Source organism: Arenibacter echinorum (assembly GCF_003259375.1).
In the GTDB taxonomy this organism is placed as follows: domain Bacteria; phylum Bacteroidota; class Bacteroidia; order Flavobacteriales; family Flavobacteriaceae; genus Arenibacter; species Arenibacter echinorum.
Genome location: NZ_QLLN01000003.1, coordinates 760,075 through 779,589, shown reverse-complemented (window position 1 = coordinate 779,589; position 19,515 = coordinate 760,075). Strand labels below are relative to the sequence as shown.

The following is a 19,515-nucleotide window of genomic DNA, read 5'->3' as shown; positions in this document are numbered from 1 at the left end:
CTCTTGAAAAACAACAATATAAGGTCAAGTATGACTGAAAAATACGACCCATACGAAAATGCCATCGCCGAAAGGGTCAACGGAATATTGAAACAAGAATTTGGAGTGGCAAAAAATATAAAGAACATAAAATTGAAAAAAGCACTGATTAAGAATGCCATAGAAATCTATAATGATCAAAGACCGCATTTATCCAACCATATGCTCACACCACTACAAATGCACGCACAAAACAAATTGAAAAGAAAACAGTACAAATCAAAAAAGCTGAACAATGTTATCATTGTTCAGCCTTAATATTTAAATTTGATCCTTCAATAATCTGTATCGATTATTTAGGATGAGACATTTACTCAGATTTCTTTTCCAATAGCGCCATATAGAATCCGTCAAATCCAGTTTTGCATGCATATATATTGCTATCCTTGATAAGACTAAAGTCTTTACCAGCCTCTGAGCTTAGGAATTTTTTTACTTGCTGAATATTTTCTTGTGGCAAAATGGAACAGGTGGCATAGACCAATTTCCCTCCAGGCTTAACTATTCTGCTGTAATCCTGAAGGATTTGTTGTTGCGTAACCATTATTTTCTCCAAGAAATCGGGTTGCAGTTTCCACTTGGCGTCGGGGTTTCTTTTTAAGACCCCTAATCCTGTACAGGGAGCATCTATAAGTACCCTATCTGCTGTATCGTATAGTTTTTTAATTACCTTGGTAGAATCTATGGCTCTGGTCTCCACATTATGCGCACCATCGCGCTTTGCCCTTCTTTTTAATTCTTTTAGTTTGTTGCCATAAATATCAAGTGCGATGAGCTGACCCTTATTTTCCATCAGCGCTGCTAAATGAAGCGTTTTACCACCTGCACCTGCGCAGGTATCAACAACGCGTTGTCCAGGTTTAACGTCCAAAAATGGCGCTACCAATTGGGAAGAGGCATCCTGTACTTCGAACCAACCATTTTTAAAGGCTTCGGTAATAAATACATTTGAACGTTCCTTTAACCTTAAGGCATCTGGATACCCTTTTATGGATTCAGTTTCAACTCCGGCTTCATGGAGAACACTGCTTAAATTATCCTTGGTTGTTTTTAAGGTGTTTACCCTTAAAATTACTTCTGCCTGCTCATTTAGGGCATGAATTTCTTTGGTCCAAAGGGCCTCGCCCAAGGATTTTGCACATAGCTCGTCCATCCAATCCGGTACAGATTCCCTATATTTCCTTATTTTTGAGAGTTCGTCAAATTTTCCTTTGATCCTTCTTTCCGGGGTAGGTTCAATTTGCTTCCAGTCCGGTAGTTTTATGCCTTTAAGAACGGCCCAAACGGCGAACATTCTAAAAAGATTGGGCCTGCTATATGGAGCTTTTACCTCAGCAATCTCTGCGTACAATCTCCTCCAGCGCACCATTTCGTAGGTGGTTTCTGCAATAAAACCTCTGTCCCGGGCACCCCATCGTTTGTCATATTTTAATACTTTTTCCACTACCTTATCTGCATATTCACCTTCATTAAATATATAATTTAACGCATCAACAACCGCAAACACTAGATTTCTATGTAATCGCATTTTTAAAAATTAAGATTGCAAAGGTATTGTATTAGAACCTATTCCTCTTATTTTTGGAGAAAATTATAAGCATGCGCAATTATTTGGTGGTTCTCATTCTATTTATTTTGGGCTCCTGTTCCGAAATGGAGAAAAAGAGCACGTTTAAGGCTGTAAAAATAGAGACCATTTATACCGATTCATTGAGCTTTAGGGCCATCGAGATTATGGACGGCGGCAATATGGCATTTGCTGCCAACAAGGGAGCTTTTGGTTTGGTAGACCTTAGGTCCAACAAAGTGAGGGTAAATACCCAAAAATATGACAGTATTCTTCCTGAATTTAGGGCTGTAGCCCAAAATTCTACCGATTTTTTTATGCTTTCCATTGGTAATCCGGCCTTGCTGTACAAAACAGGTGACAAGGGTAATATGGAATTGGTATATAAGGAAGAGGATGAGAAGGTATTCTATGATGCCATGACCTTTTGGAACGATCAAGAGGGCATTGCAGTTGGGGACAGTATGAATGGCTGTCTGTCTATAATAATTACAAGGGATGGCGGTAATACTTGGAAAAAAACACCATGTTCTTCATTACCCAAGTCGGAAACCGGGGAGGGTGCATTTGCGGCCAGTAATACCAATATCAAGGTGTTGGGTACTATGGCGTGGATAGCAACGACTCATGGAAACGTTTATTATACCAAAGATATGGGGTATAACTGGGAAGTTGTAAAAACTCCTATAACAAGTGAAAAAACTACGCAAGGTATCTTTTCCGTTGATTTTTATGATGAAAATCTAGGGGTTGTATTTGGAGGGGATTATACGGACCCCGAAATAAATAATGGCAACAAGGCTATAACCACCGACGGTGGTAAAACTTGGAAATTGATAGCCAATGGCCAACTACCTAATTATAGAAGCTGCGTACAATTTGTACCAAATTCCAATGGAAAGTCCCTAGTTGCTCTAGGTTTTGAAGGTATTGCCTATTCCTATGACACTGGTGAAACTTGGAAACAACTTTCCGATGAATCCTTTTATACCCTTAGGTTTATGAACGATACTCTCGCATATGCCGCGGGGAAGGACAGGATTGCGAAACTTATTTTTCGCTGAGATACCCAGGGCGATGTAAAATACCAATTATATAATTAACGCTTATTGACTTGAAGCCTGGATGAAAATCACTGGCCACCCTTTTTTTGTCGATATTGTTTAATTAGTTGACGTTTAAAATCCTCTTCCGAACGCATTAACAAAATAGTCTTCTTGGCCGAAATTGTCTTGGATATTTTTTCGATATAGGATTTTTCCATTTTATATTTTTCTTCCTCCAATTTTTGCATGCGGGCAAGAAGTTCGCTGGCCTGGGCGTCCGATAGGCCATCCAGATTTTTTATCTCGGAACCTATTTCAAAGCGCTCCTCCCTGAACAAACCTTCCTTTTTGGATTGATGCTCGTTGTAAATAGGCCAAAAACTTTGGGCTTCTTTTGGAGTAAGGTTCAATCTTTCTGTAATGAAAGCTACTTTTAGGGATTTTATTTTATCCCAATCTTGCCTTTCCTGTGAGCTTAAGGATAAGGTAGCTACAAGGAACAGGATAGGGGCAAGTATTTTTATTTTTCTAATCATCATTGTGCATATTTAATTCTTCAAAATCTTCAATATAGGAATCCAGATAATCTATGATATTGTCGTTATCCAGCCTACTTTCCATAATATCGTTTAGGTCCAAATCATCGATTGGAAGTATTTCTGCCAAATCATAGGAAGAAAGTTCCAAATCGTTAAATTCAAAATAATGTTCTATATCCGAATTGGCCAAATCCGAATAGGATAGCGTTTTATCGCTATTAAATTGAACCATAATGAACAATAGGACGACCGCAGCTACGGAAGCGGCAGTATAATAGTGTTTTTTATAAGATTTTAATGGGATTACCTTGGTCTCCACCGGAATGTTTTCCAGTTGCCCCAAAATCTTAGTGTTTAAAGTTTCAAAATAACCTTCCGGAACTTTGAATCCTTCATTTAAAGGCATAGAATTATCTTCCTTAGCTATCTTTTTCATGATATCGCTGGAAAGGGTATCGAAATACCCATCCGGAACCTTAAAGTTGTTATTTTTATTTAGTTTATCCATTTCAATAGTTTGACCTTGAACAATATAAAAGGTTTAATATTCTTTCAAAAAAGCTTCGATCTTTTTTGATGCCAAATGATAGGAGGCTTTTAATCCACCTACGGAGGTCTCTAAAATTTCTGAAATTTCTTCATACTTCAACTCCTGAAAATATTTCATATTAAATATTAATTTTTGCTTTTCAGGAAGCGTCGCAATGGCCTTTTGTAATTTTAGTTGAATTTCATCCCCTTCAAAATAGACATCGGCCCTCAAATCTTCTACAGCCTTGGTCATCAACTTCTCGTTATTGATCTTAAGTTTTTGTGATTTGGATTTTAAAAATGACAAGGCCTCGTTGGTGGCTATTCTGTACATCCAGGAGTATAATTTACTATCGCCCTTAAAGCCGTCGATATTTCTAAAAACTTTTATAAAGGTATTTTGCAACACATCATCGGTGTCATCATGGTTTAATACAATTCTTCTTATATGCCAATACAGACGTTCCTTGTAAGTGTTTACCAGTATCTCAAAAGCCTTGGCCTGATGGTCCTTTTGCTTTAATTGTATTACTAAAGTTTCTTCCGCAATCAACATTTTGGACTTAAGTTCCTTTATAGGACTATAAAAATTGAAAAAGGTTTATTTATAGCTTTATTATATTTTGTAATTAACTGCAAAGGTAAGTAAGTTTAATTAGTACAATATTTTTTTAGGTTATAGCCTTTTAAAGAAAATTATTTTTATTTTTTAACTATTTTTGATGTTATTCCTTGCAGAAAGGTATCAATTCTTTGTTTAACAATTATAAAATGAAATCATAAGTGACCTTTAGTATGCATGATAGTTGGCATAAGCTTTTGCTAGCCGAGTTTAAAAAACCTTATTTTGAATCCCTTATGGTATTTGTGCAACAGGAATATGCCAAGTATACATGCTACCCTAAGGAGAGCAATATTTATGCCGCTTTTAACCATTGTCACTTAGAGGAAACCAAAGTAGTTATTATAGGTCAAGATCCATATCATGGACCCAACCAGGCCAATGGTCTTTGTTTTTCCGTAAACGAGGGCGTGGTGCACCCACCCTCCTTGGTCAATATATTTCGGGAAATTGAATCGGATTTGGGCAAAGCTTATCCTGCAAATGGAAATTTGGAACAATGGGCAGACCAAGGCGTTCTTTTACTGAACGCCACCTTAACGGTACGGGCACATGAAGCCGGTAGTCACCAAAATAAGGGGTGGGAGCTTTTTACGGATACCGTTATCCAAAAATTATCCGAAGAAAAGGAGAAATTGATATTTTTATTATGGGGAGGTTTTGCAAAGAAGAAGGCAAAATTGATCAACACCGAGAAGCATTATATTTTGACTTCCGGACATCCCTCTCCCTTAAGTGCCAACAGAGGGTATTGGTTTGGGAACAAGCATTTTAGTAAAACGAACAAAATATTATTGGAAAATGGAAGACAAGGAATTAATTGGTAATCCGTATTTTGATGGATTAATATTGATACAATACTGTTCTGTGGCTAAAAAGTATAGAAACGGTTCCATTTTATTGCATAATTGAAGTTAATGAAATAACATTTATATTACTTTTTTGACCAAAAACCGAAAATGTAGTATTAACTAAATCTATATTTGTACTTTTTTTGAATTGTATTGTAAAACTTACACTAGCATTTGTGATATTAAATATTAATAGGTTAATGAATTCTACTAGATTAAAATGGGTATTGTTGGTTGATGACGACGGAACAACCAATATGCTTAATAAACTATTTTTAAAAAAACTTATTCCAGACCTGGATATTGATACTGTTACGGATGGTCATAGGGCGTTAGATTTTATAGAGGCCAATATTAATGATATAGACCAGGGAAGTTTTCTTTTGATTTTGGATATTGAAATGCCAATAATGAACGGATGGCAATTTTTGGAGGCTTTTGACATACTTTTTAGAAAAGAGGAAAAAGAAAAAATTGTAATAGCCGTATTAACCGCCAATAGTAGTGAAGAAGTAACCTACAAGGCCCTATCCAACACCCGTGTTAAGGAATGTCTTCAGAAACCTTTGTCGGATATCAATTTTAGAAGTATAATACAAACCTATTTTTACGAGTAGAGCGATCAACAATAGAAAACAAGTAAAACCTGTTTGTCCTTTTTTAAGCTCCCTTATATAATATCTCCATGCTTGGAGTTATCTTTTCGATAAGCTTTAAGTCTTTTAAGGTATTTTGGACCAATTCCAAATTCTGCTTGCTGATATTGTTTTGTCCCCATTCCGTTAATGACAACCAATGTTGAATATCCTCTAACTGCTGTTTGTATGTATTGGACAAGGTTCGGTCTATGCTAGGAATTTGTTTAAAATCGGAGGTGTAAATATTGATGATTTCCAGTATGTGCCTCAATGTCCCGGGATTTTCAGTTATAAACTTATCCGTAGCGGCAATTACAAAACAAGGCCATGGTGTAGGACAATCTGTAATTCTTCGAAATACCCCCTGATCAACCAAGGGTTTTGTAGTAAAACGCTCCCACATAAAATAGTCGGCCTTGCCGTCTGTTAAACTGTTCACCGCCCCATTTAAATTGTCGACTACCTCAAATTTTAATTCTTTGGTATCCCAACCCTGGTTTTGGGCGTTTACGTATGCCATTAGATGACTACCACTTCCATATCTGCTAATGGCTGCGGTTTTGTTTTTTAAATCGGCCAAGGTCTTATAATTACTTTTGGCAGCTACGTGTATACCCCACAAGAGGGGAGTAGCTATATATTCCTGAACAATTTTTGAAGGATTTCCTTCGCTGATACTTTTTACAATCCCTTCGGTCAGTATAATGGCCAAATCAGTTTCGTTGTCCTTTAACAATTGTGCCATTTTACCGGTACCTTCCGGGATATCTTTCCATTTTAGATTTATTCCACGGGCTCCAAAAGCGCCTTCTTCTATAGCTAATTGCCAGGGAAAATTAAAGTGTTCCGGAACACCTATGATATTTACATTTTTCAAATCAATTATTTTTATCTGGTTTATCAACTAATTAGTAGGCGGGCCATAAGATGTTATTAACTTTTGTTGTATATAATACATCTCAAAACACTTATATTCAATTAATTGTCTTTTCAACTATTATGATTTAAGGCTATCTTGTCCAAGGCATATTTAATAAGTTCGTCTATCGCCAAATCCGGTCTTGATGAAAACTGTCCATTGGGCCTGTTTGCCACAATACAGTTTAAGGAAACAGCCCTGTGTCCCAATAACTTTGCCAAGCCATAAATTCCAGAGGTTTCCATTTCCAAATTGGTGATACGCTTATCATCATAATTAAAACTGGCCAGTTTGGCATTCATATTTTTATCTTCCAATTTTAAACGTAAAATTCTACCCTGGGGACCATAGAACCCAACATTGGTAGCGGTAAATCCAAGTTGCATTTTGTCCGAGATGAACTGGGCTCCCAAAGTTTTGTCGTATTCTACAACATAGGGGTTGGACTTATCTTTTAGCCAATTGGTGTGTTTTAAAAATGCTTGCTGAATCTCCGGGTGTTGAATATGGACACTGTCGTAAAAGTGCAAAAGACTATCCAGGCCAATGGCGTATTCGCTCAACAAAAAAGAATCTATGGGAATATCGGGCTGAATGGCGCCGGAAGTGCCTATCCGAATAATATCCAAGCGGGTTTTATCTTTTTTTATAGTCCTAGTTTCAAAATCAATATTGACCAAGGCATCCAGCTCATTAAGGACGATGTCTATATTGTCTGTGCCGATACCTGTAGAAATTACCGAAATGCGCTTATTGTTCAGCCATCCGGTATGGGTTAGGAATTCCCGCTTTCCTTTTTTTAAGTCGATCTTATCAAAATACTGGGAAACGCGCTTTACCCTATCGGGGTCTCCAACGGTGATTACGGTATCTGCTAGGTCTTGAGGAAATAAATTAAGATGGTATACGCTATGGTCTAAGTTTAGGATTAGCTCTGAAGAACCAATTTTCATTTTACAATTTTAGTATGCGATTCGTTTCAGAGTTATAAAGGAAATTATATTTTAAAGCTCCACCCAAATAGGCATCATTTTCTTGGATACAGGAATAATAACTGGTTTTTCCTTCCAGGATTTCCATACCTTTTTTTGAAAGTTTAACAGGGCTGAAATTGGTAAAAAGAGGTTTTAGCTTGGTTATTACCCGCTCGTATTGGGTATCACCAAAACCATAACGCCCCTGATTTCTTAAAACCGTATTAAGTAATTCTATCTTGGTCTTTGGTTTGGCGGTGCGTGCCAAACGCAATATATTATTCTCCACTTCATTGAGACCATTTCTAATGGTTGGGAAACGCATTAAATGGGCTTCAATAGCACCTGAAAGGTGGGAGAATTGGAAACTGTCAAAATCCTTAAGATTCTCTAATCTGATGGGGTTATCGCTACAGTACAACTGCCAAACATAATCGGCATATTCTATATCGTCCTGCGTTAAAAGAGTGCAATTAGTGAATAATTTGAGTAGTTGTTCATCGGTTAATTCTCCTAGCCCCAATATATTTAAGGAATTTTCTTCTTCTTCACTGGATACCAAAGAAATTTGGGCATAAGGCCTATGGGTCTTTAACCAACTGATCACCGCTAACATATTCACTTGATCAAAAAGATCGAAATCGAACCAAAGTACAATGCGGTCTTCCTGTTTGTGATTGCAAAGGGTGCGGTATTCTTTTAGAGTTTTATCAATAAACCAAGATTTGGAAACCTTGTAGTTTTTATTTAAAAATTCGAACCTGGTTTTCCAAAATGATTCGCTGCCAACATTGGTTTCGGTTTTACCTTCACATAACATCTCGCGCCAGGTAATAATATCCCCTTCCAATTTCAGGGTGCTTAATTTATTGGTGAGTATATCACCGTTTGTTATGTGTAATTGGGAACTCATTGTAATGGTGGTTTAGGTTGTGGCTAATAAATGTAGTGTTTTATCTTAATATCAAAAAATAATTAACAAAAATCTAACCTCCAACGCGTTTTACTTTAAATCCTTTTTCCTGTAATATTTTCATTATTTTATCTCTATAATCTCCTTGAATGATTATAGAATCGTCCTTAAAACTTCCGCCTACGCTTAGCTTGGTCTTAAGTTCCTTGGCCAATTTTTTAAAATCTTCGTCTGCTCCGGTATATCCCTCCAATATGGTTATCGGTTTTCCCTTTCTTTTTTCATACTTGCAAATAATAGGTTCTTCCTGCAACCAAATTTCATTTTCAACATACTTTTTCTGCTCATCCTCCGTTGGCTCATGATCCGGAAATAGATTCTTCAATTGATCCTTTAAGTCCATTGTAAATTATTAAAATTATGCTAAAATAGTATTTGAGCGCCAAAATCAAAACCCATCCTTCACAAATTGGGATTTTTGTTGGAATGGGTCTCATTTATTTGGTTACCGAAATTATTCCATAGGAAAGTCCTCATCGTCCATTACTTCCTCCATTTGTGTTATATGCCTTTCTGTATGGCCGGACATAAACAAAAGTATTTGATAGGCATCAATGGTTCCAAAAGGAAGTTGTTGGTAGCGGTTTCGAAGATCATCCTGTGTACTTTTAACATAGTCTATATGTTCCTTCCTTTTGGATTTAAATTCCTCCACTGTTTCTTCAAAACTGCCATATTTACCAGAGGGTTCAAATGCCTCACTTGTTTTAACTTTATTGCTACGGTCCTCTATCATAGCAATTAATTGTTCGTCGGATACCTTGACCTCGGCACGTTTGGATGGGTCGGCTTCAGTGGCCAGTGTGCCTTGAAGCATTCCAAAGATCATGTTTTCCGAAATTGCAATGTGCTCGGCACATTCCGCAATGGACCAGGAATCATCGGTTACTTTGTAATTAAGTTGTTCCTCGCTCAATCCCTGTATGGCGTTTAAAAAATGATCATGGGATTTTGTCATTTCTTTTACGGCAAATTCCCTTTCGGCATCTGTCAGTGTTGAATTAACTACTCCAAATGCTAAAACCGCCAATAATACGATTGGTAAAATTACTTTTTTCATAGTGTCCAAGATTAAATTGTTAATACTAAAGATTATTCACTGCCCTAGGCAATAATAAAGCTTGGATAAAAACTAATCTACTTCGTAATTAAGCCTAAGTCTATCAGTCTTTCGTGCAAAAACTCACCAGCTGTAATATCCTCAAATTGTTTTGGGTGGTCCTTATCCACACAATTCTCCAGACAATTTAAAGGCATTTCGCTTATGGGATGCATAAAAAACGGTACGGAATACCTTGAAGTACCCCATAGTTCTTTGGGAGGATTAACCACCTGGTGTATGGTGGATTTTAATTTATTATTGGTTAAACGGGAAAGCATATCCCCTACGTTGATCATCAATTGATCCGGTTGGGCAATTGCATCTACCCATTCCCCGTCGTGGTTTTTTACCTGAAGTCCCTTACCGTGTGCCCCCATTAAAAGGGTAATTAAATTAATATCCCCATGGGCCGCGGCCCTAACGGCATTTTTAGGTTCTTGTTCAATTGGGGGGTAATGTATTGGCCGTAAAATGGAATTTCCATTTTTAATATAATCGTCAAAATAGGTTTCTTCAAGATCCAAATGCAGGGCAAGTGCTCGTAAAACATATTTTGCCGTTTTTTCCAACATTTTATAGGTTTCCTTACCGGTAGCATTAAAATGGACCAATTCTTGGACCTCTACATTGGCAGGATATTCCTTTTCCAATTTTGGATTATTTTCCAAATACTGTCCAAAATGCCAAAATTCCTTTAAATCACCTTCCTTTTTTCCCTTGGCATGTTCTTTTCCAAAAGATGTATATCCTCTTTGTCCTCCAATGCCAGGAATTTCATATTTATCTTTGACTTCCTGTGATAGGTTGAAAAAATTCTTGATTTCAGAATAGAGATCGTCTACCAACTTATCGGACAAAAAATGACCACTTAATGCTACGAATCCAATATTCTCGAAGGCACTTCCTATCTCTTTAATGAATTTTTCTTTTCTATTTTTATCGTCGGATATAAAATCTTCAAGATTTACACTTGGTATTGAACTCATCATCATTATTTTTAATAAAATCAAAGTTAATAAATATGGCTAATCTTCTTTAAATATTATTCAACTTTGTTTTTCCGTTTTGTTACATTTATAAATTATTTAAGCCAAAAAGAATAAAAACATAACATGCAATATAAAGGAGATAGTGTTGATAAGGCCATGCAATTGAAACTTTATCAACGGATGCTAAAACCGCGTTTGATAGAGGAGAAAATGTTGATACTTCTACGTCAGGGAAAAATATCCAAATGGTTTAGCGGTATAGGACAAGAGGCAATAGCTGTGGGGGTTACCAGTGCCTTAAGGCCTGATGAATACATCTTGCCCATGCACCGCAATCTTGGTGTTTTTACCACAAGAAATATACCCTTGCACCGACTTTTCTCCCAATGGCAGGGTAAGAGTAATGGCTTTACCAATGGTAGGGACAGAAGTTTTCACTTTGGCACCCAGCAATATAAAATTGTGGGGATGATATCCCATTTGGGTCCCCAGTTGGGGGTAGCCGACGGGATAGCGCTTGCAGACCTTCTGAAACAGAATAATAAGGTAACTGCTGTATTTACAGGGGAGGGGGGTACAAGCGAGGGCGATTTTCATGAGGCCTTAAATCTTGCTGCGGTATGGAATTTACCTGTTCTGTTTTGTATAGAGAACAACGGTTATGGTTTGTCTACCCCAACAAACGAGCAATACAGATGTGAAAATTTGGCGGATAAGGGAATAGGCTACGGAATGGAATCGCATATTGTGGAGGGTAACAATATTTTGGAAGTGTACTCGCAGGTCGATTTTATTTGTCAGAGTATGCGGAAAAATCCGAGGCCTGTATTATTGGAATTTAGAACCTTTAGAATGCGTGGCCATGAGGAGGCAAGTGGCACCAAATATGTCCCACAGCAATTATTGGACGCCTGGGAGGAAAAAGACCCCATTGCGAATTTTGAAAACTTTCTTTTGAAGGAAAAGATTCTTTCGGCTCATTTGATAGAAACTTTTAAAAATGAAATATTCGCGGAAATAGACTACGATCTAAAAAAGGCCTTTGCTGAAAATGAGATAGAAGTAGATGAAACAAAGGAATTAAGGGATGTTTATAAAAATTTTGATTATCAGGAAATTAACCATAAGTCCATAACCAAAAATATAAGGTTGATAGATGCGGTTTCCCAAGGATTAAAACAATCTATGGAAAGGCACGAAAACTTGGTGGTCATGGGGCAGGATATCGCAGATTATGGGGGAGTGTTTAAGATTACCGAGGGTTTTGTGGAGGCCTTTGGGAAGGACCGGGTAAGAAATACCCCTATATGTGAATCGGCAGTGGTTTCTGCTGCAATGGGTCTTTCCATAAACGGTGTAAAATCGGTAGTGGAAATGCAGTTTGCCGACTTCGTAAGTACCGGATTTAACCCTGTTGTAAACTATTTGGCCAAGGTACATTACCGTTGGGGAGAGCATGCAGATGTTGTAATAAGGATGCCCTGTGGGGCAGGGATGGGGGCAGGACCTTTTCATTCCCAGACCAACGAGGCCTGGTTTACAAAGACTCCGGGATTAAAGGTGGTCTATCCAGCCTTTCCATATGACGCAAAGGGCCTTTTGGCCACCTCTATAAATGATCCCAATCCGGTATTGTTTTTTGAACATAAAGGACTTTATAGGAATATTTACCAAGACGTGCCTGAGGATTATTATACTTTGCCATTTGGTAAGGCTTCCTTATTGAGGGAGGGCACGGATATTACCGTAGTTTCCTATGGTTTGGGGGTACATTGGGCTTTGGAAGCACTAAATGGCAATCCGGATATAAAGGCCGATCTGATTGATCTGAGGACCTTGCAGCCCATGGATATGGATGCAATTTTTACCTCCGTGAAAAAGACCGGCAAACTTATTATCTTACAGGAGGATAGTTTGTTTGGGGGAGTGGCCAGTGACATTTGCGCTTTGGTGGTGGAAAATTGTTTTGAATACTTGGATGCACCCATAAAGCGGGTTGCCAGTTTGGAGACGCCCATTCCTTTTGCGAAAAATTTGGAAAACAATTATTTGCCCAAAGAAAGATTTTCGCAGGAGCTTTTAAATTTGTTATCCTATTAGGTATCTCCCGAAAATTAAAATGGAACTATATGCAGATGATTACAGCAGAAGAAAAACTCAAGGAGCGTATAAAAGAGCTTACTTGTTTATATGAGGTAACCTCTATTATCGTGAATTGCGACTATGAACAGGTTGAAGATGCCTTAAAGGGAATTCTACATTGTTTGCAGAAAGCTTGGCTTTTTAGTGACGCTGCCCAAGTGAAACTCATTTCGGAGCAATACAATATAGTTACGCCAGATTTCCCGGATGATCCTGTGTCGTTGGAGTCCAGTGTAAAGGTTTTTAATAAGAAGGTAGGTGAAATACATGTGGCCTATCCCAAGCCAAAATTTAGCAAAGTTGATTTTTTGCAGGAAGAAGAAAAATTGCTTCGAAATGTGTGTTTGGAGGTCGGTAATCTTTTGGAAAGAAAACAGATCAAGGACAATGAGGTAATTATAAAACGTAAAATGGAAAGGGCAGATCGCCTAGGTATTTTAGGTGAAATTACTGCTGGGATCGCCCATGAACTAAATACCCCTTTAGCCAATATACTTGGATTTGCCGAATTATTGAAAACTAGGATAACTCAGGACACCCAAGCCTCCAAGGATGTTGATAAAATTATAAATAGTGCCATATTTTCCAGGGAAGTGGTTAAAAAGCTCATGTTCTTTGCCTGTGAAATGCCCCAGCAGATGTCCTTGGTCAATATAGGCCCTATAATAACGAACGCTGTTAATTTAATGGAGCCCAGCTTTAAGAAAAAGAAAATTGTTCACCAACTCAATTTGAGTGCCCAACCCATTTTTCTTAGGGTCGATACTATTCAGTTGACACAGGTTATTTTTAATTTGGTGCTCAATGCCATATACTTTTCCTTGGTTAAAGGCAAGATTAAAATAGAGTTAAAGGAAACTGACAAAAATATTGAAATTTGCATCACGGATGAAGGGCCAGGTATAGATCCCAAAATTAGTGATAGGATCTTTGAGCCGTTTTACAGTACTAAGCCTGTTGGTGAAGGTTCTGGATTAGGATTAAGTGTGGTTCACGGTATAGTAAAAAGTCATAAAGGAACAATAAAGTATAAATCCAACAAACCTAAAGGGGCTATATTTATCGTTAATTTTCCGAAAATTTAAGATTATGGGTTTTAATAAAGAGAATGTATTGATCGTAGATGATGATGTAAATATATTGGAACTAATCCATAGACACCTTCAATCCTTCAATTACCACACTTATAAGGCTGTTTCCGTTAAAGAGGCCTTGGTGATCCTAAAAGATTCCAGAATAGACCTTTTGATTACGGACCTTAAAATGCCGGATGTAGATGGACTGCAGCTGGTTAAATACGTTTCTGAACATTATCCCAAGTTGCCAAAATTAGTGGTTACCGGCTATCCTTCGGTAGATGACGCCATGAGCGTTATAAAATCCGGGGCCTTGGATTATTTGGTCAAACCTTTTACCAAAGAGGAATTAAAGCAGGCGGTATTAAAATCGTTCAAGGGCAATTCCCCTGGCAAGGTAGGCACCAGCGGTCAATCAAGTACTAAAAATAATAATGTTGATGCTTATGGGGAGCTCATTGGTAGATCCGAGGCCATAAAAAAAGTGACCGATATTATAGATAGGGTGAAAGACAACAAGGCAACAGTCCTGATCAATGGGGAAAGTGGCACCGGAAAGGAATTGGTGGCCCGTTCTGTGCATTATATGGGAAAATTCTCCAGGGCGCCTTTTGTTGCAGTAAACTGTGGAGCTATTCCGGAAAGTCTTTTGGAGGCTGAGCTTTTTGGTTATGCCAAGGGTGCATTTACAGGAGCCAATGAAAACCGCAACGGTTTTTTTCAGGCTGCGGACAAGGGTACCCTATTTTTGGATGAAATAGGCAACGCATCCCTGTCCGTGCAATCCAAATTGTTAAGAGCGTTGCAGGAAAAGGAAGTGGTGAAGGTGGGGTCCCAAAAAATAGAAAAAATAGACATCCGCATCATTGCGGCTACCAATAGTAATTTATATTCCCTAGTTCAAAAAAAAATGTTCCGGGAAGACCTCTATTATAGGTTAACCGTTGTGGAAATCAATGTTCCACCTCTCCGGGAACGAAAAGAAGACATACCCTTGTTGGTGGACAAATTTCTTTTAAAATATGGGGTGGAGTACAAGGATAGGTTGGTAACCATTGCACCCGAGGCCATGGAGCTTTTGGAAAGATACCCATGGCCGGGAAATATTAGGGAACTGGAAAATGTAATTCAAAGAGCGGTAATAATGTGCGATAAGAGAATCGAAATAGACAACTTACCGGATAATTTGAAATATAAGATAGATTTTCCCGAAGACAACCTGTTGCCTTTAAGGGAAGTTGAAAAAAAATACATCTTAAAAGTATTGGTGGCTACCGACAATAATAAATCCAAAGCGGCAGAAATTCTTCAGATCGATCGCAAAACATTGCGTCAAAAAATTCAGTAAATCCCTTTTTTTAGATGAGTAATAATTACCCATCTGAGGAAAATATCCCATCTTCATATTCAAGAAAATAATATTCAATTCATATTAAAATTCTGATTTACAGTTATTTGAACATAGAATAATTTACTCTCTGGTTTTATGGCACTCTAGTTGCCCTTAATGTGTTACTAAAATACACGGTTATGGGAAACAACACTAGTTTATGTCCAAGTTGTAAGTATTTCAAAACATGTGTACTTACAAAAAATAAGAAACATATTTGGAACTGCAATGAATTTGAATCAGCGGATTCAAGGGCAGTACCTGGAGGAAATAATTTGGTTTTTAAAAGTGAAGTGAGATTATTCTAAAAAGATATTTATGATTACAAAGTCAAAAACAGAATCAAAACAGGGCATGTTGGAGAACGTGATGCGTCAATTCGATCATGCTGCCGATATTATTAATCTAAATAGCAATATTAGAAAAATACTCAGTATCACCAATAATGAATTACTGATACATTTCCCTGTTAAAATGGACAATGGGGATGTTGAAGTTTTTACCGGATATCGGGTACAGCATAATAACGCCTTAGGACCTTATAAGGGTGGACTACGTTATCACCCAACTGTTGATATTGATGCGGCAAAAGCCCTAGCCATGTGGATGACTTGGAAAACTTCTTTGGCTGGTCTGCCTTATGGTGGTGCAAAGGGAGGGATTCAAATTGATCCCTCCAAATATTCGACTGCCGAATTGGAAAGGATTACCAGAAGGTTTACATATGCATTAGGCGACAATATTGGCCCGGAACACGATATACCGGCCCCAGATATAAATACAAATTCACAAACCATGGCTTGGATTGTGGATACGTATATGTCTACAAAATCGCCGGCCGAAAGGTCTAAAAATCAGCATGTGGTAACTGGAAAACCCTTGGGTTCCGGAGGTTCTGAAGGCAGGGATAGGGCTACAGGCTATGGTGTTTTTCTGAACATAAAATATTGGGCCGAAAAGAAAAAGGTCGACCTAAAGAACAAGAGGTTTATTGTTCAGGGTTTTGGAAATGTGGGTTATTGGACTGCTCATTTTTTGGAAAAGGAAGGGGCTAAATTGGTAGGAGTGCAGGATGCTTATGGCAGTATTACCAACAGCGATGGCATTGAAGTATCCAAGTTGTACCAGTATATGCAGGACAACAAGGGCAGTATTGTAGGTTATTCCTTGGCGCAAGTGGTGGAAAAGGACCATTTTTTCGAATTGGATTGCGATATATGTATTCCTGCTGCCTTGGGTAATCAAATCACAGCAGAGAACGCAGCTAAGATCAAGGCATTTTTAATAGCGGAAGGGGCAAACGGACCTACCGATGTGGAAGGCGAGGAGATATTATTGAAAAATGGAGTGGGAATTATTCCGGACATTCTTTGTAATTCCGGAGGTGTAATTGGCAGCTATTTTGAGTGGTTACAGAATAGAAACGGGGAGTTATGGCAATTGGAGGAAGTATTGGCCAAGCTGGAAAAGAAAATGAAGGAAGTCTTTGAAAAGGTTTATGAAACGGCGGAAAATAGGGATGGGGATATGAGAACTGCAGCTTATATCATTGCTATTGAAAGAATAGAAAAGGCTTATGTTCAAAGAGGGATATTTCCATAAATAAATATAAAAAACACAGAATTATGAAGTACGGAAATTTAGTGTTGGAGGAGAAGGAGTTCGTCCTATTAAAGCGTCTGGTAAATGTATCAGGGTTTTACACTGATAATACTTATAAGAGTTCCATTGAAAAGTTGACCGAAGAGTTGAAGTCTGCAGTGGTTTATAACGAGGAGGAAATGCCCAAAGACGTCATTAGGTTCAATTCCATTGTTACCATACAAGCAGTTAATGGATGGTCCAAACAATTCCAATTAGTGATTCCATCGCAGGGTGATTTCAAGAATAGCAAAATATCAATTCTTACACCAATGGGAGCAGCAGTTATTGGCTATGCCAAGGGGGACGATATTGTTTGGGAGTTTAGGAATGGGGAACAAACCCTTAAGGTTGCTGATGTAAAGCAAGTACATAACACCATTAATTCTGATATTTTATTGTAGGTATGGAAGTGTTTTATGAGCATGATTCAGACGATAGGTTAATTGCCAAAAAAGATGCCCTGGAGCTGAGCAATTGGATAGGACATTTGGTGAACAACGGCAGAGAGTTGGAAATCCTGATCAACATTGCCATGAAATTGTCGCATGAAGATGATATGATCGGTAAACTGAGGGAATTGAACTTGGAAAACAAATTGCACCTAGGTGTTTTCTTCAGATATAAGAGTTCCATGATCAATTTAAATGAATGCGAAGACATGGAATGCGATATATACTATGTAAACAAACATGAAGAGTATCGTACTCTATATGCGGGCATTTTGCAGGAGTCGCACAAATTAAAGGAAGAACTATATACCCAGATTTTGGGGAAATTATGAAGTTGTTTTGTTAGCAGTCTGTTTGTTGGTTTTAATATTAGAGTTTTGGCTGTTAATGCACAAGGGAAAGCAATGCTTTCCCTTGTTTTTTATAAGAACATTATTATAAATAGTCAGGCTGGCACTCTGCGATTGCCACCGAGCCCCAATTGGGGTAAAGTCAATTGTTTTTTTATACGAGCAAAGCAATTGTTGCCATTAACAATAGCTTTGAAAAAAAATAAGTTGTTCGGAGTATTCTGTGCCTGAAGCTATTAGTTTAAATCTTCACAATTAATACCGGAGCATCATACTTTTTTTCCAGTTTCAACGTATATATGTTCAAATAATAAATATGAAAATTATGCATTTAAGAAAGCTTGTATTTTTAGTGTTGTTTACAACCGGTCTTGTTACCTCCTGTTCCGTATCCAAGACGGCAAGAAAGGATAGAAGTGTTTTGAGCGGTAACTGGATTTTAAACAATGTTTCCTACCAAGGGGGGCAGGGAAAATTTAAATCGGTACTTTTTAATGATTCCGATGCCACTTGTTTTGAAGGCAGCACTTGGTTTTTTAGAAACAATAATAGTACTGGGAGCTATATGTTGGGTAATTATAGCAATTGCGATGGCGCGGAGCGCTTTATCCGTTGGTCTGTTGTGGATAGACCAGGAATGGCCAGTCAGTTGCAATTTAAGTTTATAGACGAGAAGTATAAGGATATTTCCGGAGGTTTGGGCTATAGATTGGACATTGAACAACTGACCGATCAACAGTTGAGAATGACTTCAAAAGTAACGGTGGAGGGACAACCGATGACCGTGGTTTATGAATTTACAAAAAACGACCTACCGTAATTAATTATAAGCAGGAAGATATATTCATGCCGATCAACGGATAAGCCGGAATTGGCATAATTTCTGTTCTATTGGATGTATGCGTCCTTAGAACTTTTGGATTAATATTAAACAAGAAATCAAATGAAAAAAATAATAGTAAGTGGTTTATCCATAATGATGATTCTAGCTACGTTCAGTAGCTGTCAAGCAGTTAAGAACACAAGTCATAAGCAAAGGGGAGCAGCAACTGGTGCTGCCGGTGGAGCGGTAATTGGAGGTGTTCTTGGTAACAATGTTGGAAAAGGTGGTAATACTGCCTTGGGGGCTATCATTGGAGCAGTGGTAGGTGGTGTTGCCGGTGGTTATATCGGAGATAGAATGGACCGCCAGGCAGAACGAATAGAAGAAGAGATTCCGGGTGCCGAGGTCACTAGGGTAGGTGAAGGAATTAATGTAACCTTTAATGAGGAGGCCGGTGTTTATTTTGACACCAATAAATCCGATGTAAAAGGTACTTCGGCAACAACATTGGATAGATTGGTAGGAATTTTAAAAGAATATCCCGACACCAATATATTGGTGGAAGGCCATACCGATAGTGCCGGACCCGATGATTATAATTTAAACTTATCCAAGCAACGGGCACAGTCTGTAACCAATTACCTAATTACCAATGGTATTTCTGGGAGTAGGTTAACTACTACTTGGTATGGTGAGACGCAACCCAAGGCCGATAACAGTACAGCTGCCGGTAAAGCTAAAAACCGTAGGGTAGAATTGGTTATTGTGGCCAATGAGGCTTTACAGCAGGAAGCTCTCCAAAAGGCGAAACAATAAATAAAAATTCCTTATCTAAAACCCGACGTATATCG

The 19,515-nt window shown here is 38.1% G+C and carries 22 protein-coding genes; 12 read left to right on the top strand and 10 right to left on the bottom strand.

The window, feature by feature from the left end; translation table 11 throughout:
- The coding region (locus LV92_RS10540; RefSeq protein WP_146613534.1) for an integrase core domain-containing protein at positions 1 to 297 on the top strand (297 nt) is incomplete at its 5' end.
- Between the two features lie 52 nt (positions 298 to 349).
- Here LV92_RS10540 and LV92_RS10535 read toward each other — a convergent pair.
- A complete protein-coding gene (locus LV92_RS10535; RefSeq protein WP_111623584.1) occupies positions 350 to 1,567 on the bottom strand; it encodes an RsmB/NOP family class I SAM-dependent RNA methyltransferase in 1,218 nt (405 codons plus the stop codon).
- 71 nt (positions 1,568 to 1,638) lie between these two features.
- On the opposite strand from LV92_RS10535, the gene LV92_RS10530 reads away from it, so the two are divergent.
- Positions 1,639 to 2,670 carry a WD40/YVTN/BNR-like repeat-containing protein gene (locus LV92_RS10530; RefSeq protein ID WP_111623583.1) on the top strand — a complete coding sequence of 344 codons (1,032 nt, stop codon included), beginning with the start codon at positions 1,639 to 1,641 and terminating at the stop codon, positions 2,668 to 2,670.
- Positions 2,671 to 2,738: 68 nt separating this feature from the next.
- Here LV92_RS10530 and LV92_RS10525 read toward each other — a convergent pair whose 3' ends face one another.
- From LV92_RS10525 to LV92_RS10515, 3 genes are read right to left on the bottom strand one after another with little or no spacing between them, the layout of a single operon-like run.
- Entirely contained in the window at positions 2,739 to 3,191 is a 453-nt protein-coding gene (locus LV92_RS10525) for a hypothetical protein (protein WP_146613533.1), read from the bottom strand.
- A complete protein-coding gene (locus LV92_RS10520; RefSeq protein WP_111623581.1) occupies positions 3,181 to 3,699 on the bottom strand; it encodes a hypothetical protein in 519 nt (172 codons plus the stop codon). The genes LV92_RS10525 and LV92_RS10520 overlap by 11 nt, the downstream gene beginning before the upstream one ends.
- Before the next feature lie 33 nt (positions 3,700 to 3,732).
- Positions 3,733 to 4,275 (bottom strand): RNA polymerase sigma factor, encoded by a 543-nt coding sequence (locus LV92_RS10515; protein ID WP_394336262.1) that lies wholly within the window; start codon positions 4,273 to 4,275, stop codon positions 3,733 to 3,735.
- Between the two features lie 230 nt (positions 4,276 to 4,505).
- On the opposite strand from LV92_RS10515, the gene LV92_RS10510 reads away from it, so the two are divergent.
- Both LV92_RS10510 and LV92_RS10505 read left to right on the top strand, forming a co-directional pair.
- Positions 4,506 to 5,171 (top strand): uracil-DNA glycosylase, encoded by a 666-nt coding sequence (locus LV92_RS10510; RefSeq protein WP_111623579.1) that lies wholly within the window; start codon positions 4,506 to 4,508, stop codon positions 5,169 to 5,171.
- A gap of 224 nt (positions 5,172 to 5,395) precedes the next feature.
- Complete coding sequence (locus tag LV92_RS10505) at positions 5,396 to 5,812, top strand: response regulator (RefSeq protein WP_111623578.1); 417 nt, start codon at positions 5,396 to 5,398, stop codon at positions 5,810 to 5,812.
- A 43-nt stretch (positions 5,813 to 5,855) separates the two neighbouring features.
- Here the strand turns inward: LV92_RS10505 and LV92_RS10500 are convergent, their stop codons facing one another.
- From LV92_RS10500 to LV92_RS10475, 6 genes are all read right to left on the bottom strand, one after another.
- Positions 5,856 to 6,710 (bottom strand): substrate-binding domain-containing protein, encoded by an 855-nt coding sequence (locus LV92_RS10500; protein WP_111623636.1) that lies wholly within the window; start codon positions 6,708 to 6,710, stop codon positions 5,856 to 5,858.
- A gap of 113 nt (positions 6,711 to 6,823) precedes the next feature.
- Entirely contained in the window at positions 6,824 to 7,705 is an 882-nt protein-coding gene (locus tag LV92_RS10495; protein ID WP_111623577.1) for a nucleoside phosphorylase, read from the bottom strand.
- 1 nt (position 7,706) lies between these two features.
- Positions 7,707 to 8,639, bottom strand: a complete 933-nt coding sequence (locus LV92_RS10490; protein WP_111623576.1) for a DUF1835 domain-containing protein — start codon at positions 8,637 to 8,639, stop codon at positions 7,707 to 7,709.
- A 73-nt stretch (positions 8,640 to 8,712) separates the two neighbouring features.
- A complete protein-coding gene (locus LV92_RS10485) occupies positions 8,713 to 9,042 on the bottom strand; it encodes a translation initiation factor (protein WP_111623575.1) in 330 nt (109 codons plus the stop codon).
- A gap of 111 nt (positions 9,043 to 9,153) precedes the next feature.
- Entirely contained in the window at positions 9,154 to 9,759 is a 606-nt protein-coding gene (locus LV92_RS10480; RefSeq protein ID WP_111623574.1) for a DinB family protein, read from the bottom strand.
- Between the two features lie 77 nt (positions 9,760 to 9,836).
- Positions 9,837 to 10,787, bottom strand: a complete 951-nt coding sequence (locus LV92_RS10475; protein WP_111623573.1) for an isopenicillin N synthase family dioxygenase — start codon at positions 10,785 to 10,787, stop codon at positions 9,837 to 9,839.
- Positions 10,788 to 10,913: 126 nt separating this feature from the next.
- Between LV92_RS10475 and LV92_RS10470 the strand changes: the two genes are divergently transcribed.
- The 8 genes from LV92_RS10470 (at position 10,914) to LV92_RS10435 (ending at position 19,480) form a co-directional block, all read left to right on the top strand.
- Positions 10,914 to 12,890 (top strand): alpha-ketoacid dehydrogenase subunit alpha/beta, encoded by a 1,977-nt coding sequence (locus tag LV92_RS10470; protein ID WP_111623572.1) that lies wholly within the window; start codon positions 10,914 to 10,916, stop codon positions 12,888 to 12,890.
- Between the two features lie 29 nt (positions 12,891 to 12,919).
- Entirely contained in the window at positions 12,920 to 14,017 is a 1,098-nt protein-coding gene (locus tag LV92_RS10465) for a sensor histidine kinase (RefSeq protein ID WP_317046764.1), read from the top strand.
- A 4-nt stretch (positions 14,018 to 14,021) separates the two neighbouring features.
- Positions 14,022 to 15,356, top strand: coding sequence for a sigma-54-dependent transcriptional regulator (locus LV92_RS10460; protein WP_111623570.1), 1,335 nt, complete (start codon positions 14,022 to 14,024; stop codon positions 15,354 to 15,356).
- Between the two features lie 360 nt (positions 15,357 to 15,716).
- The gene (locus LV92_RS10455; RefSeq protein ID WP_111623569.1) at positions 15,717 to 17,000 is read left to right on the top strand and encodes a Glu/Leu/Phe/Val family dehydrogenase; all 1,284 of its coding nucleotides are present in this window, start codon (positions 15,717 to 15,719) and stop codon (positions 16,998 to 17,000) included.
- A gap of 23 nt (positions 17,001 to 17,023) precedes the next feature.
- Positions 17,024 to 17,443: a GreA/GreB family elongation factor gene (locus LV92_RS10450; RefSeq protein WP_111623568.1), complete on the top strand. Its 420-nt coding sequence runs from the start codon at positions 17,024 to 17,026 to the stop codon at positions 17,441 to 17,443.
- A gap of 2 nt (positions 17,444 to 17,445) precedes the next feature.
- On the top strand, positions 17,446 to 17,823 hold the full coding sequence (locus LV92_RS10445) for a hypothetical protein (protein WP_111623567.1): 378 nt from the start codon (positions 17,446 to 17,448) through the stop codon (positions 17,821 to 17,823).
- Positions 17,824 to 18,166: 343 nt separating this feature from the next.
- Positions 18,167 to 18,661, top strand: a complete 495-nt coding sequence (locus tag LV92_RS10440) for a lipocalin family protein (protein WP_111623635.1) — start codon at positions 18,167 to 18,169, stop codon at positions 18,659 to 18,661.
- A 123-nt stretch (positions 18,662 to 18,784) separates the two neighbouring features.
- The gene (locus LV92_RS10435) at positions 18,785 to 19,480 is read left to right on the top strand and encodes an OmpA family protein (RefSeq protein WP_111623566.1); all 696 of its coding nucleotides are present in this window, start codon (positions 18,785 to 18,787) and stop codon (positions 19,478 to 19,480) included.
- The last annotated feature ends 35 nt before the right edge of the window (positions 19,481 to 19,515 follow it).